We start from the raw sequence: 22,525 nt of genomic DNA, 5'->3' as shown, positions 1-22,525 counted from the left end.
ACTGCACGGCCCCAGCCGCTGATCACGCTCGCGAACAGTGCGGCCTCAGTCGCCGGCCAGGGGCCGAAACATGGACCATGAGGTTCTCCATCCCCGGCCGGGCGCGGAGTCACGAGGCCCTCCCTCCCCGGGCCAGGCCCGGAGTCAAGTGGCACCCACCCCCCGCCAGGCCCGGAATCAAGTGGCACCCACCCCCCGCCAGGCCCGGAATCAAGTGGCACCCACCCCCCCGCCAGGCCCGGAGTCAAGTGGCACCCACCCACCCCGCCAGGCCCCGGAATCGTGCGGCCCCATCCCCTGACCGCCACCGCGTGGCCCCCGTACCCTTACCGCTGTGGAGGACGAGATCCTGGATGCCGATGTCGTCGGTGCGCCGCAGTTGCGGCCGCAGTCGTTGGTGCTGTCCTTCTTCGGGAATCACGTGCTGGACCTGGGGGAGGGCGGCCTCGGGGTGTATTCGGGGAGCATCATCGATGTGCTCGGGCGGGTCGGCACGGGGGAGCAGGCCGTACGGTCGACGCTGACGCGGATGGTGAACCGGGGGCTGCTGCGGCGCCAACGCGAGGGCCGGAGAATGTTCTTCGGACTTACCCCGCACGCGGGGGACATCCTGCGCGACGGCGGACAGCGCATCTGGCGCGACGGTGCGGTGAACGAGGACTGGGACGGTACCTGGACCCTCCTCGGCTTCTCCCTCCCCGAGTCCTGGCAGCGCCAGCGGCACGATCTGCGCTCCCGGCTCACCTGGTCCGGATTCGGCGCCCTGTACAGCGGGCTGTGGATCGCGCCGGGGCGGGTGGACGTGCGGGAGATCGTCTCCGAGTTGGGTCTGGACGCGCATGTGAAGGTGTTCCACGCGCAGGCCGACGAGTTCACCGACATCGGGCTGATGATCCGCGAGAGCTGGGACCTGGAGATCCTGGCCGCGCGCTACGTCGCCTTCGACAAACGGTGGACCGCCGCCGACCTCGCCGCCGCCGACCCGATCGCCACCCGGCTGCGGCTCGTCGCCGAGTGGCTGCGCATCATCCGTACCGACCCGCGTCTGCCCGTGCAGCATCTGCCCGCCGAGTGGCCCGCGAGGCAGGCCCAGGACACGTTCCGGCGCATCGCCGAACAGACGGAGGGCCCGGCCGGACGGATGGCGGCGGACGTTCTGGAAACGACTCCGCTGCACCCCGCTTCGCTCGAAAGGCCGTAGCCAAAACGGATTTTCTTATTCCGTGCGGAGTTTCGCATTCCGTCTCGCCGATGCTCCTGAGCGCCCTTGGTGCAGGAGTGGCTGATATTGTTCTTTGGATTTTCTTTCTGAAGGATATATTCTCGGCTTACTTTTTTGTTGCCTCCCGTGTGTTGACCGGGGAAGTGGGAGGCGGGGCTGTGACCAGGGGGGATCTGGGCCAGTGAGTATCTGTTGAGCCGTCCGGCGCGTTGGACGGGGTTGGTGACGCGCGCCACATAGGCTTTCGGCCGCCCGGCCGGGATTTCATCGTGCGATGCGCTTCCGTGCGTATCCCTTTGCGATTTTCCCGGTCGGTCGATTTCCGCTGCGCCAATTCATTCATTTTTTGATTGTCGACCACGTATCGCGTATACAGCCGTGCGCGCGCATCCTCTGACCTGACCGCCAGGGGGGCGCGGGCGCGATGACGCCCGCGCTCGGGCGGTTTCCAGGGGGAAACACATATGAAGATCGCCTTTTTGATCAACAATGCCTTCGGCATCGGTGGCACCATCCGCTCGACGACGAATCTGTCGGCCGCGTTCGCCGACCGGCACGACGTCGAGGTCGTCAGCGTCCACCGCTCCCGCGACGAACCGGCGCTCCCGTTCGACCCGCGCGTTCGTCTGACCTCGCTGATCGACCTGCGGGAAGGGGTCCCCGGCTTCGAGGGCGACCACCCGCTCACCAAGCTGCCCGGCACGATGTTCCCCTACAGCGGGGCGACCGGGAACCTGCCCTACACCGCGCTGCAGGACGAACGCATCGGCGGCTTCCTCGCCCGTACCGAGGCCGACGTGGTCATCGCCACCCGCCCGGACCTCAACGGCTATCTCGCCCGCGACGGCCGCCGCCGCTATCTGCGCGTCGGCCAGGAGCATCTGAGCCTCGACCAGTACAGCGAACCGCTGCGCACCAACCAGAACGAGGCCATCGCCGGACTCGACGCCTACGTCACCGTCTCCGAGGCCGACGCCGCCCAGTACCGCGCCGCCCTGTCCGGCGTCGGCACCACCATCGTGTGCGTGCCCAACGGCGTGCGGGCTTCCGCCGTCGAACGCTCCACCCTGGACTCCCAGGTCATCGTCGCCGCCGGCCGACTCATCCCCATCAAGCGGTACGACCGGCTGGTGAACGCCTTCGCCAAGGTGGCCGCCGAACACGCCGGCTGGACCCTGCGGATCTACGGGCGCGGCCCGCAGAAGGAGAACCTGCGGGAGCAGATCGACCGGCTCGGACTGCACGACCGGGTCTTCCTCATGGGGGCGGTCTCGCCGATCGAGACCGAGTGGGCCAAGGGCGCCGTCGCCGCCGTCTCCTCCGACATGGAGTCCTTCGGCATGACCATCGTCGAGGCCATGCACTGCGGGGTCCCCGTCGTAGCCACCGACTGCCCGCACGGACCCGGCGAGATCATCACCGACGGCCAGGACGGCATCCTCGTCCCGCTCGACGGGGACGTCGACGCCTACGCCGACGCGCTGAAACGAGTCGTCACCGACGAGGCGCTGCGCGAACGGCTCGGCAAGGAGGCGCTCGGCAAGGCCGACGCGTACGCGCCCTCCGTCATCGCCCACCGCTACGAGAACCTCTTCGAGGAGCTGTCCCGCTCCCGGCGCCGCCGGTGGGACGGCGCCGCCCGGCTGAGACAGCTCGCCGCCCGTGCCGTCCGCCCGCGTTCCGCGCAGGCCGCTCCCGCCGCCGAGGCCGAGGGGAGCGCTCCCACGCCCATGGCGCACGCCCGCGCCACCTCCGACGGCGGCTTCCTCGTCCGCCTCGATCAGGCTGAGCTGCCCACCGGGCCCCTCGACCTCGTCGCCCGGCTGCGCCGCGATCCCGGCAAGCGGCAGATCCGGGTACCGGTCCTGCCGACGGCCGACACGCCGGACACCGTGGTGCAGGCGGCCTTCAGCCCGGCCGAGCACACCCTCGCCGAGGGCCGCTGGGACTGCTACGTCGCGCAGCGCGGCACGAACAAGCGGGTGCGGCTGAGCGCACGACTGGTCGAGCAGGCCGCGCTGGTCGGGCGGGTGCCGAGTGTCGACCGGCGGGGGGTGGGGGCGTGGATTCCGTACCCGACCGCCGACGGGTTCCTCGCACTGCGGACGTGGCTGCGGCCCGCGCACGCGGAGATCGACACCGTCGAGGTGGGCGAGGGGTCGATGACCGTGACCGCGACGCTGTACGGGGACGCCGCTTCGGTGGAGGAGGGAACCGAGGTCCGGGTCGTCTCCCGGACCGACACCGCGTACGACTTCTCCGTGGCCGCGCGGGCCGTGGGGGAGAGGGGGTTCCGGTTCACCGTTCCGTACGGCGAGATCATGGCCCGGCGCAGTGTCGAGCACGACCTGTGGGATCTGCGGCTGGACACCGTGCCGGTGGGGCGGATCGGTGGGGACGTGGTGGAGCGGCGGAAGACCGATCTGGTGCCCGGGGAAGTGTTCGATCACTTCGAACGGGGGCGGACTCGGGTGCGGCCGTACTTCACCGTGAACAACGAGCTGGCGCTCAGCGCGAAGGATATGGCGGCCGACTGACGGGACCGGTTCGCCGTGGGGGCTCGGGTGCGTGAGGACTGCGGGTGAGTGGGGCTTCTCGCGCAGTTCCCCGCGCCCCTGAAAAGCAAAGACTGCGCCCTCTGCTTTTCAGGGGCGCGGAGCCATCGTCCTTCAGGTCCGCAGCGCCGTCATCCTTCAGGGGCGCGGAGCCATCGTCTTTCACGTCCGCAGGGCCGTCGTCTTTCAGGCGCCAGCGGGGCCGTCGCCTTCAGGCCCGCAGGGCCTGGTCCTTCAGGGGCGCGGGGAACTGCGCGAGAAGCCCCACCGACCCGCGCCCACCGACCCGCGCCCACCCACCCGCGCCCACCCACTCGCGCCCACCCGACGACCGCACCGCCCCGTCAGGCCCGCTAACTCTTCCGGTGTCCGATCAGCCGCGGCTTCTGGTTGAGGCCGTCCAGGCCGTGCCAGGCCAGATTGACCAGGTGCGCGGCCACCTCGGCTTTCTTCGGGCGCCGGACGTCCAGCCACCACTGGCCCGTCAAGGCGACCATGCCGACCAGGGCCTGGGCGTACAGGGGGGCCAGTTTGGGGTCGAAGCCGCGGCTCTTGAACTCGCGGCCGAGGATGTCCTGCACCTGGGTGGCGATGTCCGAGATGAGCGAGGCGAAGGAACCCGTGGACTGGGGGATGGGGGAGTCCCGGACCAGGATGCGGAAGCCGTCCGTGTACTCCTCGATGTAGTCGAGGAGGGCGAAGGTGGCCTGTTCGCAGAGTTCACGGGGGTGGCCGGCCGTGAGGGAGCTGGTCACCATGTCCAGAAGGCGGCGCATCTCGCGGTCCACGACGACGGCGTAGAGGCCCTCCTTGCCGCCGAAGTGCTCGTACACCACCGGCTTGGAGACCCCCGCCTTGGCGGCGATCTCCTCCACCGACGTGCCCTCGAAGCCCTTCGCGGCGAAGAGGGTGCGACCGATTTCCAGCAGTTGCTGACGGCGCTCGGCCCCCGTCATCCGGGTGCGGCGGACGCGCCGCGGCTTCTCGTTGCTCGGGGTGCTGCTGGAGTCGGTCGCCACGGCGTCAATCATGCCGTCTCGGCGGGTGCCTTCCGCTGCCTGGAGCCGTCCTCACCCGTCTTACGCCTGGAATCGATACGCGAGCGTGACGGCCAGCGGACGTCGTACGCCCAGCCGAACACTTCGAACCAGCGGATGAGCCGCGCGGAGGAGTCCAGCTGACCGCGCTCCACACCGTGCCGGGCGGAGGTGGGGTCGGCGTGGTGCAGGTTGTGCCAGGACTCGCCGCAGGAGAGGACCGCCAGCCACCACACGTTGCCCGAGCGGTCGCGGGACTGGAAGGGGCGCTTGCCGACCGCGTGGCAGATCGAGTTGATCGACCAGGTCACGTGGTGCAGCAGTGCCACCCGGACGAGCGAGCCCCAGAAGAACGCGGTGAACGCGCCCCACCAGGACATCGTCACCAGACCGCCGATCAGCGGCGGCAGGGCGAGGGAGAGGATGGTCCAGTAGATGAACTGACGCGAGATCGCCCGGAGCGCCGGGTCCTTGATCAGGTCGGGCGCGTACTTCTCCTGCGAGGTCTGCTCCTCGTCGAACATCCAGCCGATGTGGGCCCACCACAGGCCCTTCATCAGCGCGGGGAGCGTCTCGCCGAAGCGCCACGGCGAGTGGGGATCGCCCTCGGCGTCGGAGAACTTGTGGTGCTTGCGGTGGTCGGCCACCCAGCGGACCAGCGGGCCCTCGACGGCCATCGAGCCGGCGATCGCCAGCGCGATCTTCAGCGGGCGCTTGGCCTTGAACGAACCGTGCGTGAAGTGCCGGTGGAAGCCGATCGTGATGCCGTGGCAGCCCAGGTAGTAGAAGAACACCAGCAGGCCGAGATCCAGCCAGCTCACGCCCCCCCAGCTCCAGGCCAGCGGCACCGCCGCGAGGAGCGCGAGGAACGGGACGGTGATGAAGAGGAGCAGTGTGATCTGCTCGATCGAACGCTTCTGTTCGCCGCCCAGTGTGGCCGACGGTGTGGCGGAGTCGGTCGCGGCGGAGCCTGGGGAACCGTTCGCATTCGAGGCTTCTTCAATCACATCGGACCTTGTGCTCATGGGGCGTCCCCTGGGGGGTCGAGGGTCGAGAGAGGGGGGAAGTGCCTGCGGTGACAGCGTGCGGGGGCTACCTGTCGGCTTTCCCTACGGTTCCGTAACCTACGGCATCGTAAGTATGGCAGCGCGGTACGGGGCGGCAAGAGCCCACCTGTCTGCGCGTCCAGGTGTGACGGGCGAGCCCGGTGGAAAGGTGGCACTCAGTGCCGCAAAAGTGGCACCCGTCGCCAGAGGCGTCCAGGTGGACGCCTATCCTGGACTCGGTCGGACAGCGCGGTCCGCTCTGAATCCTGCCCTGATGCCTGGGCCCGCACAGCGGCCCGAGCCGCCGGGTCCCCGCCCGGGTTCCCCTCCGGACGAGCTTCAACACTGCAAGGAGCCGCACCTGTGAGCAGTGCCGACGATCAGACCACCACGGTCAGCAGCGAGCTGCGCGCCGACATCCGGCGCCTGGGCGATCTGCTGGGCGAGACCCTCGTACGACAGGAGGGACCCGAACTCCTGGAGCTCGTCGAGCGCGTCCGCCGCCTGACCCGCGAGGACGGCGAAGCCGCCGCCGACCTGCTGCGCGGCACCGAGCTGGAGACCGCCGCCAAGCTCGTCCGCGCCTTCTCCACCTACTTCCACCTGGCCAACGTCACCGAACAGGTGCACCGCGGCCGTGAGCTGAGGGCACGCCGTGCCGCCGAGGGCGGCCTTCTCGCCCGTACCGCCGATCGCCTGAAGGACGCCGACCCCGAGCACCTGCGCGAGACGGTCGGGAACCTCAATGTCCGCCCCGTCTTCACCGCCCACCCCACCGAGGCCGCGCGCCGGTCGGTCCTCAACAAGCTCCGGCGCATCGCCGCGCTTCTGGAAACCCCCGTCATCGACTCCGACCGCCGCCGCCACGACACCCGGCTGGCCGAGAACATCGACCTCGTCTGGCAGACGGACGAACTGCGCGTCGTGCGTCCCGAGCCCGCCGACGAGGCCCGCAACGCCATCTACTACCTGGACGAGCTGCACGCCGGCGCGGTCGGTGACGTCCTGGAGGACCTGACGGCCGAGCTGGAGCGGGTCGGCGTGACGATCCCCGACGCCACGCGCCCCCTCACCTTCGGTACCTGGATCGGCGGCGACCGCGACGGCAACCCCAACGTCACCCCCCAGGTGACCTGGGACGTCCTCATCCTCCAGCACGAGCACGGCATCAACGACGCCCTCGAACTCATCGACGAGCTGCGCGGCTTCCTCTCCAACTCCATCCGCTACACCGGCGCCACGGAGGAGCTGCTCACCTCGCTCCAGGCCGACCTCGAAGCCCTGCCCGAGATCAGCCCCCGCTACAAGCGCCTCAACGCCGAGGAGCCGTACCGCCTCAAGGCCACCTGCATCCGGCAGAAGCTGGAGAACACCAAGCTGCGCCTGGCCAAGGGCATCCCGCACGAGGACGGCCGCGACTACCTCGGCACCGCCGAACTGCTCCGCGACCTCACCCTCATCCAGACCTCGCTGCGCGAGCACCGCGGCGGCCTCTTCGCCGACGGCCGGATGAACCGCACGATCCGCACGCTCTCCGCCTTCGGCCTCCAGCTCGCCACGATGGACGTCCGCGAGCACGCCGACGCCCACCACCACGCCCTCGGCCAGCTCTTCGACCGCCTGGGCGAGGAGTCCTGGCGCTACGAGGACATGCCCCGCGAGTACCGCCACAAGCTCCTCGCCCGCGAACTGCGCTCCCGGCGCCCGCTGGCCCCGACGCCCGCGCCGCTGGACGCCGCCGGGGCCAAGACCCTCGGCGTGTTCGAGACCGTCAAGAAGGCGCTGGCCGTCTTCGGCCCCGAGGTCATCGAGTCGTACATCATTTCCATGTGTCAGGGTGCCGACGACGTCTTCGCCGCCTCGGTCCTGGCGCGCGAGGCCGGGCTCATCGACCTGCACGCCGGCTGGGCCAAGATCGGCATCGTGCCGCTGCTGGAGACGACCGACGAGCTGAAGGCCGCCGACACGATCCTTGAGGAGATGCTTGCCGACCCCTCCTACCGGCGGCTCGTCGCCCTGCGCGGTGACGTCCAGGAGGTCATGCTCGGTTACTCCGACTCCTCGAAGTTCGGCGGCATCACGACCTCGCAGTGGGAGATCCACCGGGCGCAGCGCCGCCTGCGTGACGTCGCCCACCGGTACGGCGTACGGCTGCGGCTCTTCCACGGCCGCGGCGGCACGGTCGGCCGTGGTGGCGGCCCCTCGCACGACGCGATCCTCGCGCAGCCGTGGGGCACGCTGGAGGGCGAGATCAAGGTGACCGAGCAGGGCGAGGTCATCTCCGACAAGTACCTCGTCCCGTCCCTGGCCAGGGAGAACCTGGAACTGACGGTCGCCGCCACCCTCCAGGCCTCCGCCCTGCACACCGCACCCCGCCAGTCCGTCGAGGCGCTGGCCCGCTGGGACGCGGCCATGGACCTGGTCAGCGACGCGGCGGAGTCCGCCTACCGCCGGCTCGTCGAGGACCCCGACCTTCCCGCGTACTTCTTCGCCGCCACACCCGTGGACCAGCTCGCCGACCTGCACCTCGGGTCCCGGCCCTCGCGCCGCCCGGACTCGGGCGCCGGACTCGACGGCCTGCGGGCCATCCCGTGGGTCTTCGGCTGGACCCAGTCACGGCAGATCGTGCCCGGCTGGTTCGGCGTCGGCTCCGGTCTGAAGGCGCTGCGTGAAGCGGGCCTGGACACCGTGCTCGACGAGATGCACGGACAGTGGCACTTCTTCCGCAACTTCCTCTCCAACGTCGAGATGACGCTGGCCAAGACGGACCTGCGGATCGCCCAGCACTACGTCGACACCCTCGTCCCCGACGAGCTCAAGCACGTCTTCGCCACCATCCGGGCCGAGCACGAGCTGACCGTCCGCGAGGTCCTGCGCATCACCGGCGAGGACAAGCTGCTCGACGCCGACCCGGTCCTCCAGCAGACCTTCTCCATCCGCGACGCCTACCTCGACCCGATCTCCTACCTCCAGGTCGCCCTCCTCAAGCGTCAGCGCGACACCGCTGCCGCGGGGGATGCGGCTGATCCGCTGCTCGCGCGTGCGTTGCTTCTCACGGTCAACGGTGTGGCGGCGGGGCTGCGCAACACGGGCTGATCCCGGAGGGTTCGTTCGCGGCTGACGGTCCGGTGGGGCTTCTCGCGCAGTTCCCCGCGCTCCTGAAAGCAGGGGCGCGGCCCCGCCGCCCTTCAGGTCCGCCCGGCCGTCGTCTCCCAGGCCCGCAAGGGCCTGGGCTTTTAGGGGCGCGGGGAACTGCGCGACCAGCCCCCACCGGACCGTCAGCCGCGAACCTGCCTCAGAGCGCCACCCAGGCCGCCGTGATCAGCGCGACGCCCAGCCCGCCCAGCACCCACGCCGACCGCACCATCCGCAACCCACCCGCCACGACCACCGCCGCCAGCAACAGCGCCCCGCCCAACGGCACCCAGGCGTGCAACAGGCCCGCCGGGCCCGTCCGGACGACATCGCTGCTGCCCGGCTTCACGACGACGGTGTACGTCGCGCCCGTCTCCACCGCCACCGACCGCTCGATGTCCACCCGATCCCGGGCCCGCGACCCGGTCGACACCGGTTCGTACGGCCCCCAGCAGGTCTCGTCGGCGCACCGGGACACCGTCAGCGTTCCCTGCTCGCGCCCCTTGCTCAGCATCACGTGTTGGGCGCAGCCCCAGGAACCCCACACCCCGGCGACCAGGATCAGCACCGCGATCGCGCCCATGGCCGCCAGCCGTCCGTACCGCAGCGCGGCCGACGCGCCGCCGCCGCCCGGGCGCGGACGGCGCCGTGAGCGGTGAGCGGGGGCTTTGGTGGCAGGCATGGCGGGGATCATTGGCCATGGCACGGCGGTCGGTCAACCCTCGCAGGCAGGCGCGGGGATCGCGTGAATCGGGACTTGTCCGGATCGGTTCAGGAGTTGTACGTCCCCTGCGCACGCTCCAGCCCGTCGATCACCAGGCACTCCACCGCGTCCGCCGCCCGGTCCACGAAGTAGTCCAACTCCTTGCGCTCCGTGGAGGAGAAGTCCTTCAGCACGAAGTCGGCGACCTGCATCCGGCCCGGGGGGCGACCGATTCCGAACCGCACGCGGTGGTAGTCCGGGCCCATCGCCTTCGTCATCGACTTCAGCCCGTTGTGACCGTTGTCACCGCCGCCGAACTTCAGCCGCAGCGTGCCGTAGTCGATGTCCAGCTCGTCGTGGATCGCGACGATGTTCGCCACCGGCACCTTGTAGAAGTCCCGCAGGGCGGTCACCGGCCCGCCCGAGACGTTCATGAACGACATCGGCTTGGCGAGGATCACCCGACGGTTCGCCGGCCCCGGGGGGCCGATCCGCCCCTCCACGACCTGCGCCTGCGCCTTCCCGGCCCGCTTGAACCTCCCCCCGATCCGCTCGGCCAGCAGATCGGCCACCATGAACCCCACGTTGTGCCGGTTCGCCGCGTACTCGGGCCCGGGATTGCCGAGGCCGGCGATGAGCCAGGGCGCACTCGGATCGGTCGTCACGTCCATGTCTCCTTGATACGCGCCAGCCGCCGCCCCCTGGAGGGAGCAGCGGCTGACGAACCGATGACAGAGCTGAGGATCAGGCCTCGGCGGCGGCGTCGCCCGCGGCGGCGTCCTCCGACGGCTCCTCCGCCTGGGCGGCCAGGACCTGGAGGACGACCGCGTCCTCGTCGGTCGCCAGCGTGGTGCCCTTCGGCAGCGGGATGTCCTTGGCGAGGATGGCGGCGCCGGCCTCCAGGCCCTCGATGGAGACGGTGACCGACTCGGGGATGTGCGTGGCCTCGGCCTCGACGTTCAGCGTGCTCAGCACGTGCTCGAGCAGGTAGGCACCCGGCGCCAGGTCGCCCTCGGTGTGGACGTAGACCTCGACGTTGACCTTCTCGCCGCGCTTCACGAGGAGGAGGTCGACGTGGTCCAGGAAGCCCTTGATCGCGTCGCGCTGCACGGCCTTCGGGATCGCGAGGTGGGTCTTGCCCTCGATGTCCAGGCTGAGCAGGACGTTCGGGGTGCGCAGCGCGAGCTGGAGCGCGTGGCCCGGCAGCGTGATGTGCACGGGGTCGGCACCGTGGCCGTAGACCACGGCGGGAACCTTGCTGTCACGGCGGATACGGCGGGCGGCGCCCTTGCCGAACTCGGTGCGGGTCTCGGCTGCGAGCTTGACCTCGGCCATGTTCACTCCTCGTAGAACTGGGGAAAGGTGGTCACCCGGCCAAACCATCGGCCTGCTACGAAGAGCGCGTCGATAACGGACCGCCGTACACACGCGTAAACACGTGTACGGCCTCCCTCGCCGAGCAACTGTGACAGCTTACGCAGCGGGGAGGCCGTACAAGAAATCGATCTAGAGAAATCGATCGGAGGAGTCGTTCGAAGGAGTCGATCCGGACGAGGACCGTCAGTGCTCGTCGAACAGGCTCGTCACCGAACCGTCCTCGAACACCTCACGCACCGCGCTCGCGATCGTCGGCGCGATCGACAGCACTGTGATCTTGTCCAGCTCCAGCTCGCCCGGCGTCGGCAGCGAGTCCGTGAACACGAACTCGCTCACCTTCGAGTTCTTCAGCCGGTCCGCCGCCGGACCCGACAGCACCCCGTGCGTCGCGGTCACGATGACGTCCTCCGCACCGTGCGCGAACAGCGCGTCGGCCGCGGCGCAGATGGTCCCACCGGTGTCGATCATGTCGTCCACCAGGACACAGACCCGGCCCTTGACCTCACCCACGACCTCGTGGACGGTCACCTGGTTCGCCACGTCCTTGTCACGCCGCTTGTGCACGATCGCCAGCGGCGCGCCGAGACGGTCGCACCAACGGTCCGCCACCCGTACCCGGCCCGCGTCCGGCGAGACCACCGTGAGCTTGTTCCGGTCCACCTTCGCGCCCACGTAGTCCGCGAGCAGCGGCAGCGCGAACAGGTGGTCGACCGGACCGTCGAAGAAGCCCTGAATCTGGTCCGTGTGCAGGTCCACGGCCAGAATTCGGTCCGCACCCGCCGTCTTCATCAGATCCGCGACCAGGCGCGCCGAGATCGGTTCACGCCCACGGTGCTTCTTGTCCTGGCGCGCGTAACCGTAGAACGGCACGATGACGGTGATCGAGCGGGCCGACGCACGCTTCAACGCGTCGATCATGATCAACTGCTCCATGACCCACTTGTTGATCGGAGCCGTGTGGCTCTGGATCAGGAAGCAGTCCGCACCTCGCGCCGACTCCTCGTAGCGGACGTAGATCTCGCCGTTCGCGAAGTCGAAGGCCTTCGTCGGGACGACCCCGATACCCAACTGCTGGGCGATCTCCTCGGCAAGCTCGGGGTGGGCGCGGCCGGAGAAGAACATCATCTTCTTCTCGCCGGTCGTCTTGATCCCGGTCACAGCACTGTCTCCTCAGAGGTTCTCAGCCGGGCACGCGGAAGCCGCTGGCTCAGCTGGGGTGCGGGTGTGCACTTATCACGGTACGACGTCCTTGGCGCACCTGTTTCCGGTCAGCCTTCGCTTTCGCCCTTCCGGGAAGCCGTCTCGGCCGCCTTGGCCGCCGCGCTCCCCGGACGTTTGCGAGCCACCCAACCCTCGATATTCCGCTGCTGGCCACGGGCCACGGCCAGCGAGCCGGGCGGCACATCCTTGGTGATCACGGACCCGGCGGCGGTGTACGCGCCGTCCCCGACCGTGACAGGCGCCACAAACATGTTGTCCGAACCCGTCTTGCAGTGCGAGCCGACGGTGGTGTGGTGCTTGCTCTCCCCGTCGTAGTTCACGAAGACGCTCGCCGCGCCGATGTTCGAGTAGTCGCCGATGGTGGCGTCACCGACGTAGGACAGGTGCGGGACCTTCGTCCCCTCGCCGATGTTCGAGTTCTTCGTCTCGACGAACGTGCCGATCTTGGACTTGAGACCGAGACGGGTACCGGGACGGAGGTACGCGTACGGCCCCACGCTCGCCTGCGGCCCGACCTCGGCGCCGTCCGCCACGGTGTTGTCGACGCGCGCGCCGGCCCCGACCCTGGTGTCCTTCAGCCGTGTGTTCGGCCCGACCTCCGCGCCCTCGGCGAGGTGGGTGGCGCCGAGCAGCTGGGTGCCCGGGTGGACGAGCGCGTCCTGCTCGAACGTGACGGTGACGTCGATCCAGGTGGTGGCGGGGTCGATGACGGTCACGCCGGCGAGCATGGCGTCGGTGAGGAGCCGGTCGTTGAGGATGCGCCGGGCCTCGGAGAGCTGTACGCGGTTGTTGATCCCGGCGATCTCACGGTGGTCGCCGGCGACACAGGCCCCGACCCGGTGCCCGGCCTCGCGCAGGATCCCGAGGACGTCGGTGAGGTACTCCTCGCCCTGGCTGTTGTCGGTCCTGACCTTGCCGAGCGCGTCCGCGAGGAGCTGGCCGTCGAACGCGAAGACCCCGGAGTTGATCTCACGGATCGCGCGCTGCGACTCGGTGGCGTCCTTGTGCTCCACGATGGCGGTCACGGCACCGGAGGCGCCGTCGCGGACGATACGGCCGTAGCCGGTGGCGTCCGGGACCTCGGCGGTCAGCACGGTGACGGCGTTGCCGTCGGTGGAGTGGGTGGCGGCGAGGGCCCGCAGGGTCGCGCCGGTGAGCAGGGGGGTGTCGCCGCAGACGACCACGACCGTCCCGTCGACGACCCCGCCCAGCTCTTCGAGCCCCATCCGTACAGCGTGCCCGGTGCCGTTCTGCTCCGCCTGGACCGCCGTACGTACGCCGGGGTCGACCTCGGCGAGATGCGCGGTGACCTTCTCGCGGGCGTGCCCGACGACGACGACCAGGTTCTCCGGTTCCAACTCGCCTGCGGCGGCGAGGACGTGGCCCACCAGGGAGCGGCCACAGATGCTGTGCAGAACCTTCGGTGTGGCCGACTTCATACGGGTGCCCTCACCCGCTGCGAGTACGACGACGGCTGCCGGGCGGGTTGCGCTCACGGGGATGCCCTTCGGCTGTGGATGGGTGGGTGTGGACATCCGCAGGATACCGGGGCGCTGTAAGGGGGAAATGCGAGTCCGGTCCTGACCCGTTCACCTGGGTGAGGACTCGTCCTTGTTGGGCTCCCCCGCCAGGACTCGAACCCGGACAAATGGCACCAAAAGCCACGGTGCTGCCAATTACACCACGGGGGACTGAATTCGATTCAACCGGACAATTGGCCAGGCTGTCGAATGGCGCCTCCTACTATGCCGCACCGGACGCCTTCCATGCGACGGTACAAGTCGGCGTACCCGACTTCGCAGATGACGTGGCAGCCGCGCTCCGCCTCCCGACAGTTCGGGGACAGAGGGGGGTTTCGCTTCCGTTCGGCGGGGCGGGGCGGTGTGGGCCGGTGCGGGAAACTCGCCGGAAAAGCGGGGGCGCTCGAACGTAGGCTTGGGTCATGACCACGACGGGGGAAGACCGCACCGGGGCCGGGACGGGGGAGAGGGCCGGGCCGTGGTGGTGGGAGCGGTGGCGGGGGGCGTTGCTCGACGGTGGGCTGGCGTTGGTGTCGGCGGTCGAGTGCGCGGTGGAGGGTGTCGAGTTCGCGCGGAACGCCGCGTTGCCGGAGGCCGTGGGGGTCGCGTTCGGGGCGCTCGCGGGTTCCGTCCTGCTGGTGCGGCGGATGTGGCCCGTTGCCGTCGTGCTGGTCTTCATCGCTGTCGCGCCCGCTCAGATGGGGTATCTGATGGGGCTCGTCGGGCTGTACACGCTGGCGGCGTCGGAGGCCCCGCGGCGGATCATCGGGGCGTTGTCGGGGATGGCGTTCGCCGGTGTGTTCATCGTGTGGTTCGTCCAGGCGACGCAGAGCGACCTCCAGGGGGACGGGGCGGTCGGGGGCGGGGACGCGTTCGCGCCGTTCCTCGCGGTGACGATGGCGATCGGGCTGACCGCGCCGCCCGTGCTGCTGGGGATGTACGTCGGGGCGCGGCGACGGCTGATGGAGAGTCTGCGGGAGCGGGCGGATTCACTGGAGCGGGAGTTGCAGCTGCTCGCCGAGCGGGCGGAGGAGCGGGCGGAGTGGGCCCGGGGGGAGGAGCGGACCCGGATCGCCCGCGAGATGCACGACGTGGTCGCGCACCGGGTGTCGTTGATGGTCGTGCACGCGGCCGCCCTCCAGGCCGTGGCGCGGAAGGATCCGGAGAAGGCCGTCAGGAACGCGGCGCTCGTGGGGGACATGGGGCGCCAGGCGCTGACCGAGTTGCGGGAGATGCTCGGGGTGCTGCGTTCGGGGGAGGGGTTCTCGTCGATGACGCGGGTGGAGCCGGCACCGGTGCCCGTGCCTCTGGCGGCGGTGGGGGCGGCCGCCGCGGCCGCCGCTTCGCGGGCCGAGGACGAGGTCGGTGAGGGGCCCTGCCTGGCCGAGCTGGAGGTGCTGGTGGGGCAGTCGGCGGCCGCGGGGATGGTCGTCGAGCTGTCGGTGGAGGGGGAGGTGCGGGTGTACGCGGCCGAGGTGGAGCAGACGGCGTACCGGGTGGTGCAGGAGGCGCTGACGAACGTGCACAAGCATGCGGCGGGGGCGAAGACGCATGTGCGGCTGGCGCATCGGGCGGCGGAGATCGCGATGCAGGTGGAGAACGGGGCGCCGCCGGAGCCGGGGGCGGCGGGGGCCGCGCGGTTGCCGAGCGGGGGGAACGGGTTGCTCGGCATGAAGGAGCGGGTGGCCGAGCTGGGGGGCGTTTTCGTGTCCGGGCCCACGGACGCCGGGGGCTTCCGGGTGTCCGCGGTGATTCCGGCGGCGTAGCCGTGTGGCGGGACGTCGCCGGTCGGGCGCCCGGCGGCTCGGCCGGGCGGGGGTGGGTCCCGCTCACCGGTCCCACTCACCGGCGTTCGCGCGGTGCCGCCGCGCCCACCTTCTTCACTCGGGTGCTTCACCCGGGATGCTTCGCTCGGGAGGGAAGCACCCCCATCGTCCCGGCGGCACGACTGTCCGCAGCCGTGTGCGGCCTTGAGTGTGCCCAACGGCACAGTGTCCGCAGCAGGGTGTGGTGAAGGGCTCAGCCCGCCGTCAGGCGGGTCGGGTCGGTGCCCGCGAGCAGAGTCGTGAGCGCTGTGTCGATGGTGGGGCCGAGGTACCAGTCGCCGGTGTGGTCGAGGGCGTAGGCGCGGCCCTCGGTGTCGATGGCGATGAGGGAGCGGGTGGCGGTCTCGTGGCCGAGGGGGCAGACCTCGGTGTCGAGGGCGCGGCCGAGGTCGCCGAGGGTGCGGGCCATGTGGAGGCCGTGCAACGGGTCGAGGTGGAGGTCGGCGGGGGCGAGCCGGCGGCCGGGGCCCTGGGCGGTGAGGTGGAGGCCGCCGAATTCGGCCCAGGCCTCGACCGCGGCCGGGAAGACCGCGTGGCGGTGGCCGGCGGGGGAGACGTGCTCGCGCAGGGCGTCGGCCCAGATCTCGGCCTGCTTCATGTCCCAGCGGCCCGGCTGCCACCCGGCGGCGCGCAGGGCGGCGTCGACGGGGACGGAGAAGCGGGTGGTGGAGGTGCGGTCGGTGTGCATCTGCCCTTTGTTCGTCGGGGGTTCGTCGGCGGATTGAACTGTGGCCGGGACATTGGCCTATCAGCCGGTCCCGGGTTCCCGGAGAGGTTTCCTGTTTTCTGACGCGATCTCCGGGAGACGGGTTCCTGAGCCGAAAGACGGGTTCCTGAGCGGAGACGGGTTCCTGAGCGGAGACGGCTTCCCGGGCCCCGGCTCAGTTCTCCTGTGCCGGGTCCACGACGCGGACGCCGAAGTGGGCGCTGAGCGCCGCGCAGGAGCGGCAGGGGGTGGCGAAGGCGCCGTGGAGGGGGTCGCCGTCCTCGCGGATGTGGCGGGTGGTGAGCTTGGCCTGCTTGAGGACCTTGCGGGCCTCGCCGTTGGACATGGGTCTGCGGGCGGCGCGCCTGCTGCGGGCCGCGTCGGCGCCGGTGATGTGCCGGGAGATGAGGATGGCCTCGGCGCAGCGGCCGGTGAAGCGGTCGCGCTGCGCGGTGGCGAGGGAGTCGAGGAACTCCTGGACCAGAGGGTGCAGAGGCGGTGCGTGGTCGCCGCGGGCGGCGGTGCCGGTGAGGGTCTCGCCGCGCACGGAGAGAGCGGCGGCCACGGTCGGCAGGATGCCGTCGCGGCGGTGGAGGAGGGCGGGAGCATGCGGCTGTTCCGCGGTGCTCCAGCCGATGCGAGGGTCGCCCGAAGGTCCCGCCTGCGTCGCACTCATGATCGTGGTCCCCTCCTGTTGCATCCCCCGCCCGCGGACACAGACTGCCAAACGGCGTGGCCCGTGCGGAAGCTGGGACCGTACGACACGCCCGGGCTTCGGCGTTCCGTGAGGGTGGCGTGACGGCTGGTCACGGAAGCGGAGGCCCGGTGACCGGTGTCGCCGTACCGCATAGGCTGTCGACGACCGCGATCCGTTCGGTCTTGCGATCGAGGGCGGACAGAACAGGCCGTAACGGGGCCTTCTCTGCTGTCGGAGAGCGGTAGGACAGAGCGACAACGCAGCCAGAACAGGTCACTCAGAACGCCGCAGGGGGCTACCGCCATGACGACAGGTCGGCTCGGGCAGCAAGCTGCGCCGCCGAACGCGGCCTACGCCGGGCAGGTCGTGCAGTTTCCGGACCCGGTCCGGGCCACACGTCATCCGAGGGGTGTCCGTGTTGACGCGCACGGCTATCCGGACTTCTCGCCCTATGCGCGCGCCGCGGCGGAGATCGCCGATCCTCCGGAGGGGTTCGGCGTGGACGAGCTGCGGTTGACGGACTACGTGTCCGCGAACGCGGCGCTGGCCGCGACGGGGCACGAGCTGTGGGACACGATCCCGCAGGTGGCGACGCCGCACGGTTGGACGTGGCATCACGCGCCGGGCGGCCGACGGCTGGAGCTGGTGCCGGTCGAGGTGAAGGCGCTGCTGCGGCATCACGGGGGCATCGCGACGGCGCGCGTGGACCAGCACAAGCGGGGCACGCGGCCGTTGCAGGAGACCCGGCCGGCGCACTTCGGGCTGCCGAAGTCGTCGGCGGTGGCGGTGACCGAGACGCAGGTGCAGGGGGTCGAGGAGGACCTCGGCTACCGGCTGCCGGGCGCGTACCGGTCGTTCCTGAAGGCGGCGGGCGGCTGTGCCCCCGTCGGGGCGGCGCTGGACGCGGAGCTGGGGCTGCTGCTCGACCAGCCGTTCTTCACGGTGCGGGACGAGGCCGCGGTCAACGACCTGGTGTACGTCAACAAGTGTCTGCGGGACCATCTCACCAAGGACTACCTGGCGGTCGCGTTCGCGCAGGGCGGGATCCTCGCGGTGAAGGTGAAGGGCGACCGGATCGGGTCGGTCTGGTTCTGCGCGTACGACGACGCCCGCGACGTCGACCCGTCGTGGCCGCCGGCCGAGCGGGTGGAGCGGTTGCTGCTCCCCGCCGGTGCGGACTTCGACGCGTTCCTGTCCCGGCTGGCCGGCAATCCGCCGGAACTGGAGACGGTGGCCAATCTGATGGTGGACGGTGGCTTCGCACGTGCCGTGCCGGTCGCCGCGGGTGCCGCCGTGTCTTCGGTGGGGGAGTGAGTTTTCGATGGTGACGTTCGCTCAGGCGCAGGAGCGCGCCGAGGAGTGGATCAACGGGGATCTGCCGGCCTACCAGCACCGTGAGGTGCGGGTGCGGGAGTTCGAGCTCGGGTTCGTGGTGTGGGCCGAGGACCGGACGGACGGCCCGCGCTCCGACGGTGGCGCGCAGCGGCTGGTCATCGCCCGTGACAGCGGGGAGGCCACGCTGTGGCCGTCGCTGCCGGTGGGCGAGGTGATCCGCCGGTTCGAGGAGGAGTACGGCCGTACGGACGCGGCCCCGGCCGCCGCGCCCGCCCCTCCTGCCCGGGTGGATCTGAACCAGACGTCGTTCCTGCTGACTCCGCCGGAGTGGTTGCAGGACGCGGCGGACAGGCTGGGGATTCCGGACCACCGTGCGGGTGCGGGTGCGGGTGCGGGTGCGGGTGCCGGCACCGGGGCTGGGGCTGGGGCGTCCGACGGCGCCGGGTCCCGGCCGGCTGCCGCCGCCGGTACGTCCGGTTCCGGCTCCGCGGGCGCCAACGGGGTCTCCGGGGGCGGCGGTTCGTCGCCCGAGACGCTGCCGGGGCCGGTGGGGCAGTCGCCCTCGGCCGGCCGTGGGGTGCCCGCCGCGCCGGCCGACGCCACGCCGTGGCCGGCTGCCGCCGCCGCGGACGAGGTGCGGGACGCGGTGCCGCCGCCGCGGGAGACCGAGCCGCAGGACGCGGTGCCGGGGGCGCCCGACGGGGCGACCCCGTGGGCCGGCACGGACACCAACGCCGACGCCGGGGACGACCGTTCGGTGCCCCTGCCGGAGACGGTGTTCGCACGCCAGCTGTCCGAGGTGAGCGACGAGGACGACGCTCCGGCGCCCAACGCGCTGCCGGACGCCAAGACCGCTCTGATCTCCGGCGGCAGTCGGCTTCCCCGGACGGCCGTGTCGCCGGCCATGGGCGGCCCCGGCCCCGACTCGGGCACGCCGGGCGCCCCTTCGCAGCCGCGACAGCAACCGCCTTCGGGTCCGGGCACTCCGCCGCCGGGCGGGCAGTCGTACGGGTACCCGCAGGGACCCGGTGGCCCGCAGGGTCCGGGCACTCCGCCGCCCGGTGCGCCGTCCTACGGCTATCCGCAGGCGCCCGGCGGTCCGCACGGGCCGGGGACTCCGCCGCCGGGCGCGTCGTCGTACGGCTATCCGCAGGCGTCCGGTGGGCCGCAGGGCCCTGGTACGCCGCCGGGCCGTCCGCTGGCGCCCCACGCCGGTGACATCGCCGACGCCGCCACGAGCAAGGCGGCACCGCCTCCGCGCCGGGGTGGTGGGCAGGGTGCGCCGCCGCCTCCGGCTCCGCCCGGCACCCCGGGGACACCCGGCGCCCGTCCGGGCGCCACGCCTCCGCCGCAGTCCGGTCCCGGTGCCCCGGGCACCCCGGCGGGCGGGTACGTGCCGACCCAACTGGTCTCCTCCCTCGGCCCGAACGGGCCGGAGAGCCTCCCCGGCGCTCCGGGGCAGCCCGGTGGACCCGGCGCACCCGGCGCCCCTGGCGCGCCCGGCGTGCCGAATCCGCCCGGGGGCACCCCCGCGGGCGGCATGCACCACGCGGCGACGATGCTGGCCGGGCCCGCCGTGGGCGGTCCGGGTGCGCCGCTGCCGCCGGGTCCTCCCGGGGCTCCGGGACAGCCGGGTGGCCCTGGCGCCCCCGGTGCGCCCGGTGCTCCGGGCCAGCCCGGTTTCCCCGGCGCTCCCGGTCAGCCGGGTGCCCGTGGTCCCGTGCACCACGCCGAGACGATGCTGGCCGGGCCGCCGCTCGGTGGGCCCGGTGCGCCCGGTATGCCGCCGGGGGCCTCCCACGGGATGCCCGGACAGCCGGGGCCGGTGCCCGGTCCGCCCATGGGTGCCCCGCCGGCGTACGGCTATCCGCAGCAGCCCACCGGGCAGCCGACCGTCGGCCCCGGCTACCAGGCCGTGCTGCGGTTCCGGGCGCCCGACGGCTCCGAGCAGCAGGTGATCCGGCGTTCGGCGCCGGGTACGCCGCATCCGGAGTGGCAGATCTTCCATGAGCTGCGCGGTCTGAACATCCCGCCGGAGGCCGTGCTGGAGCTGCACACCGAGCTGGAGTCGTGCGAGCTGCCGGGGGCGTACTGCGCGCGGATGATCCGTGAGCAGTGGCCGAACGCGCGCATCACGTCCATCGCCCCCTACGGCAAGGATCACGCGAGCCGGCAGCAGGGCATGGCCCAGCTCATCGCGCACCAGGGCGAGTTGCACCAGGTCGCGGACGGTCCGGCACGGCTCGCGCCGGTGCGGGCGCCGTTCCAGCCGGTGCAGCCGGCGCCGCCGGTCCCGCCGGAGGCGATCGGGCAGGAACTGGCGGCGGCGTTCGGGCCGGGCGTGTTCCGGTTCGACCAGCAGGCGGTGTCGCGGCAGGGCGTCCCGCCGATCGTGGCGCACACCCTGGTCGTGGCCGGGCTGCCCGTCGACATGGGCCCGTTCTTCTGGGCGCAGGCCCAGCCCGGCCGTCCCGTGCCGACGCTGGCGGAGCTGGCGCAGGAGCGGGGTGTGCAGCCGGCCGCCGACGCGGGCTCGTACCTGGTGATGGGCAGCGACTTCGGCAAGGCCCTGTGCGTGCAGTACGGCACGGCGAACATCGTGGCCGTGCCGGTGGAGGCGGGGCCGGGCGGTGCGCCCGTACCGCCGCAGTTCGTGAACACCGGCCTGCCGGAGTTCGCGCGCTGCCTGGCCCTCCTCGGCCGGATGTGGCGGCTGCGGTTCGGTCTCAACCAGGAGCAGGCGGGCCGTTGGACCGTCGACTTCCAGGCGCAGCTCGCCGGCCTCGACCCGGCGGCACTCGCCTCGCCGGAGAGCTGGTGGTCGGTGCTGCTGGAGCAGATGTGGGACGGGTTGCTGTGATCCGTCGCGGCTGACGGCCGCCGCGTCACCCGCACGTCACAAGGGCCCGGCCCGGTCTCGTACGACCGGGCCGGGCCCTTCCGTGTGCCCGCTGTCCGTTCCCGCTGTCCGTTCCCGCCGCCCACCCGTGACCCTCGCACGGAGTGTCGCGTTATGAACACTTCTGCCCGATACATCAAGATGTGCGCGAAATCATCATTTCGTGTGTGTCCGGCGGAGAGGGCCCAGCATGAGCAGCGCACCGACGGCACCCCATGAGTTCGAGTTCGACGTCGTACGGCGTGGCTACCGAACCGACGAGGTCGACGCCCACACGGGGGCCCTCTCGCGGGACCGGGACGCCGCATGGGAGAGGGCCGCCCGGCTGACCGTGCTGGCCCGGGAGATGGGCGGGGAACTCGACCGGCTGCGTGAGGCGGTCGCCGGGCTGACCCCGCAGACGTACGAGGCGCTCGGCGAGGGCGCCCGCCAGTTGTTCGCACTCGGTGTCGAGGAGGCCGCGGCCGTCCGCGAGGGCGGGCGCCACGAGGCCCGGCGGATGGTCGCCGAGGCGGAGGAGACGGGGCTGCGGCTGCGGGGTGCCGCGCAGGAGTACGCCGACGAGGTGCGCGGCGAGGCCGACGAGCGGGCCCGGCATCTGTTGCTGGCCGCCCAGGCCGAGGCCGACGATCTGCGGATCGAGGCCCGGCGTGCGGTGAAGGAGGGGCGGGGGGAGGCGCTGGCCGCGCTGCGGGAGGTGCGGGAACGGACCGAGGGGATGCTCGTCGAACTCCAGAAGGAGTACGACGAGCGGGTGGCCGGCATCGAGCGGGAGGTGGCCGAACGGGAGGCCGCGTTCGATGCCGGGCAGGCCGAACGGGCTGCCCGGGCCGAGGCGGAGCTGCTTGCGGCCGAGCGGGCCCTCGCGGATGCGGAGGCCGACGCGGCGCGGATGCAGGACGAGGCGGAGGATCGCGCCGCCGAGGCGCTCGCGGAGGCTCGGCGGCGGGAGGAGTGGGTGGCCCGGGAGACGGAGCGGGTGCTGCGGGAGCATGGGGAGAGGTGGGACGAGGTCCGTGCGCAGATGGACTGCATTCGGGACAGTTTGTCGGCGTTGACGGACTAGGGTGCGGGGTTTTTGAGGGCATGCGCGGGTGCGTTGACGGGTGCGGGTGCGTGGGGGCTGGTCGCGCAGTTCCCCGCGCCCCTGAGAAGCAGGGGCTGCGCCCCGTGCTTCTCGGCCAGCAGGGCCGTCGCTCTTCAGGCCCGCAGGGCCTGGTCTTTCAGGGGCGCGGGGAACTGCGCG

Annotated in this window: 16 protein-coding genes and 1 tRNA gene; 7 read left to right on the top strand and 10 right to left on the bottom strand. The window is 71.5% G+C overall.

All coding sequences use genetic code 11. The features are described 5' to 3' along the window. Positions 1-334 precede the first annotated feature (334 nt). Both OG858_RS18620 and OG858_RS18615 read left to right on the top strand, forming a co-directional pair. Positions 335-1,201 carry a PaaX family transcriptional regulator gene (locus tag OG858_RS18620; RefSeq protein ID WP_319067863.1) on the top strand — a complete coding sequence of 289 codons (867 nt, stop codon included), beginning with the start codon at positions 335-337 and terminating at the stop codon, positions 1,199-1,201. Positions 1,202-1,686: 485 nt separating this feature from the next. Beyond that, on the top strand, positions 1,687-3,759 hold the full coding sequence (locus OG858_RS18615; protein WP_319067866.1) for a glycosyltransferase family 4 protein: 2,073 nt from the start codon (positions 1,687-1,689) through the stop codon (positions 3,757-3,759). Between the two features lie 371 nt (positions 3,760-4,130). On the opposite strand, the gene OG858_RS18610 is transcribed toward OG858_RS18615, so the two are convergent. Then, the gene (locus OG858_RS18610; protein ID WP_037705608.1) at positions 4,131-4,808 is read right to left on the bottom strand and encodes a TetR/AcrR family transcriptional regulator; all 678 of its coding nucleotides are present in this window, start codon (positions 4,806-4,808) and stop codon (positions 4,131-4,133) included. After that, complete coding sequence (locus tag OG858_RS18605; RefSeq protein ID WP_319262391.1) at positions 4,805-5,839, bottom strand: acyl-CoA desaturase; 1,035 nt, start codon at positions 5,837-5,839, stop codon at positions 4,805-4,807. The genes OG858_RS18610 and OG858_RS18605 overlap by 4 nt, the downstream gene beginning before the upstream one ends. 384 nt (positions 5,840-6,223) lie before the next feature. On the opposite strand from OG858_RS18605, the gene ppc reads away from it, so the two are divergent. Next, on the top strand, positions 6,224-8,956 hold the full coding sequence (ppc, locus tag OG858_RS18600; RefSeq protein WP_319067870.1) for a phosphoenolpyruvate carboxylase: 2,733 nt from the start codon (positions 6,224-6,226) through the stop codon (positions 8,954-8,956). Positions 8,957-9,155: 199 nt separating this feature from the next. On the opposite strand, the gene OG858_RS18595 is transcribed toward ppc, so the two are convergent. From OG858_RS18595 to OG858_RS18570, 6 genes are all read right to left on the bottom strand, one after another. Further along, positions 9,156-9,677 (bottom strand): hypothetical protein, encoded by a 522-nt coding sequence (locus OG858_RS18595; RefSeq protein WP_319067872.1) that lies wholly within the window; start codon positions 9,675-9,677, stop codon positions 9,156-9,158. An 89-nt stretch (positions 9,678-9,766) separates the two neighbouring features. Next, complete coding sequence (gene pth / locus OG858_RS18590) at positions 9,767-10,369, bottom strand: aminoacyl-tRNA hydrolase (protein WP_086751595.1); 603 nt, start codon at positions 10,367-10,369, stop codon at positions 9,767-9,769. 73 nt (positions 10,370-10,442) lie between these two features. Continuing rightward, positions 10,443-11,033, bottom strand: a complete 591-nt coding sequence (locus tag OG858_RS18585) for a 50S ribosomal protein L25/general stress protein Ctc (RefSeq protein ID WP_086751593.1) — start codon at positions 11,031-11,033, stop codon at positions 10,443-10,445. 225 nt (positions 11,034-11,258) lie between these two features. Continuing rightward, positions 11,259-12,233: a ribose-phosphate diphosphokinase gene (locus OG858_RS18580; RefSeq protein WP_037705614.1), complete on the bottom strand. Its 975-nt coding sequence runs from the start codon at positions 12,231-12,233 to the stop codon at positions 11,259-11,261. A gap of 110 nt (positions 12,234-12,343) precedes the next feature. Further along, positions 12,344-13,792 (bottom strand): bifunctional UDP-N-acetylglucosamine diphosphorylase/glucosamine-1-phosphate N-acetyltransferase GlmU, encoded by a 1,449-nt coding sequence (gene glmU / locus OG858_RS18575; RefSeq protein WP_327724192.1) that lies wholly within the window; start codon positions 13,790-13,792, stop codon positions 12,344-12,346. A gap of 123 nt (positions 13,793-13,915) precedes the next feature. Continuing rightward, positions 13,916-13,987: transfer RNA gene (locus OG858_RS18570), tRNA-Gln, on the bottom strand. A gap of 251 nt (positions 13,988-14,238) precedes the next feature. Between OG858_RS18570 and OG858_RS18565 the strand changes: the two genes are divergently transcribed. Then, positions 14,239-15,582, top strand: a complete 1,344-nt coding sequence (locus OG858_RS18565) for a sensor histidine kinase (protein WP_327724191.1) — start codon at positions 14,239-14,241, stop codon at positions 15,580-15,582. 253 nt (positions 15,583-15,835) lie between these two features. Here the strand turns inward: OG858_RS18565 and OG858_RS18560 are convergent, their stop codons facing one another. Further along, a complete protein-coding gene (locus OG858_RS18560; RefSeq protein WP_086750823.1) occupies positions 15,836-16,330 on the bottom strand; it encodes an SUKH-3 domain-containing protein in 495 nt (164 codons plus the stop codon). A 193-nt stretch (positions 16,331-16,523) separates the two neighbouring features. Next, positions 16,524-17,024, bottom strand: a complete 501-nt coding sequence (locus tag OG858_RS18555; protein WP_086750822.1) for a YwqJ-related putative deaminase — start codon at positions 17,022-17,024, stop codon at positions 16,524-16,526. A 324-nt stretch (positions 17,025-17,348) separates the two neighbouring features. Here OG858_RS18555 and OG858_RS18550 point away from each other — a divergent pair, with 324 nt between their 5' ends. The 3 genes from OG858_RS18550 to OG858_RS18540 all read left to right on the top strand — a co-directional run bounded on the left by OG858_RS18550 (position 17,349) and on the right by OG858_RS18540 (position 22,345). Continuing rightward, entirely contained in the window at positions 17,349-18,359 is a 1,011-nt protein-coding gene (locus OG858_RS18550; protein WP_086750821.1) for an SMI1/KNR4 family protein, read from the top strand. A 7-nt stretch (positions 18,360-18,366) separates the two neighbouring features. After that, a complete protein-coding gene (locus tag OG858_RS18545) occupies positions 18,367-21,240 on the top strand; it encodes an SUKH-4 family immunity protein (protein WP_328544707.1) in 2,874 nt (957 codons plus the stop codon). A 229-nt stretch (positions 21,241-21,469) separates the two neighbouring features. After that, positions 21,470-22,345, top strand: a complete 876-nt coding sequence (locus tag OG858_RS18540) for a cellulose-binding protein (protein ID WP_086753449.1) — start codon at positions 21,470-21,472, stop codon at positions 22,343-22,345. Positions 22,346-22,525: the final 180 nt, after the last annotated feature.

It is taken from the genome of Streptomyces europaeiscabiei, assembly GCF_036346855.1.
Lineage (GTDB): Bacteria > Actinomycetota > Actinomycetes > Streptomycetales > Streptomycetaceae > Streptomyces > Streptomyces europaeiscabiei.
The sequence above is the reverse complement of the archived record's forward strand: the minus strand, read 5'-3'. Positions and strand labels throughout refer to the sequence as shown.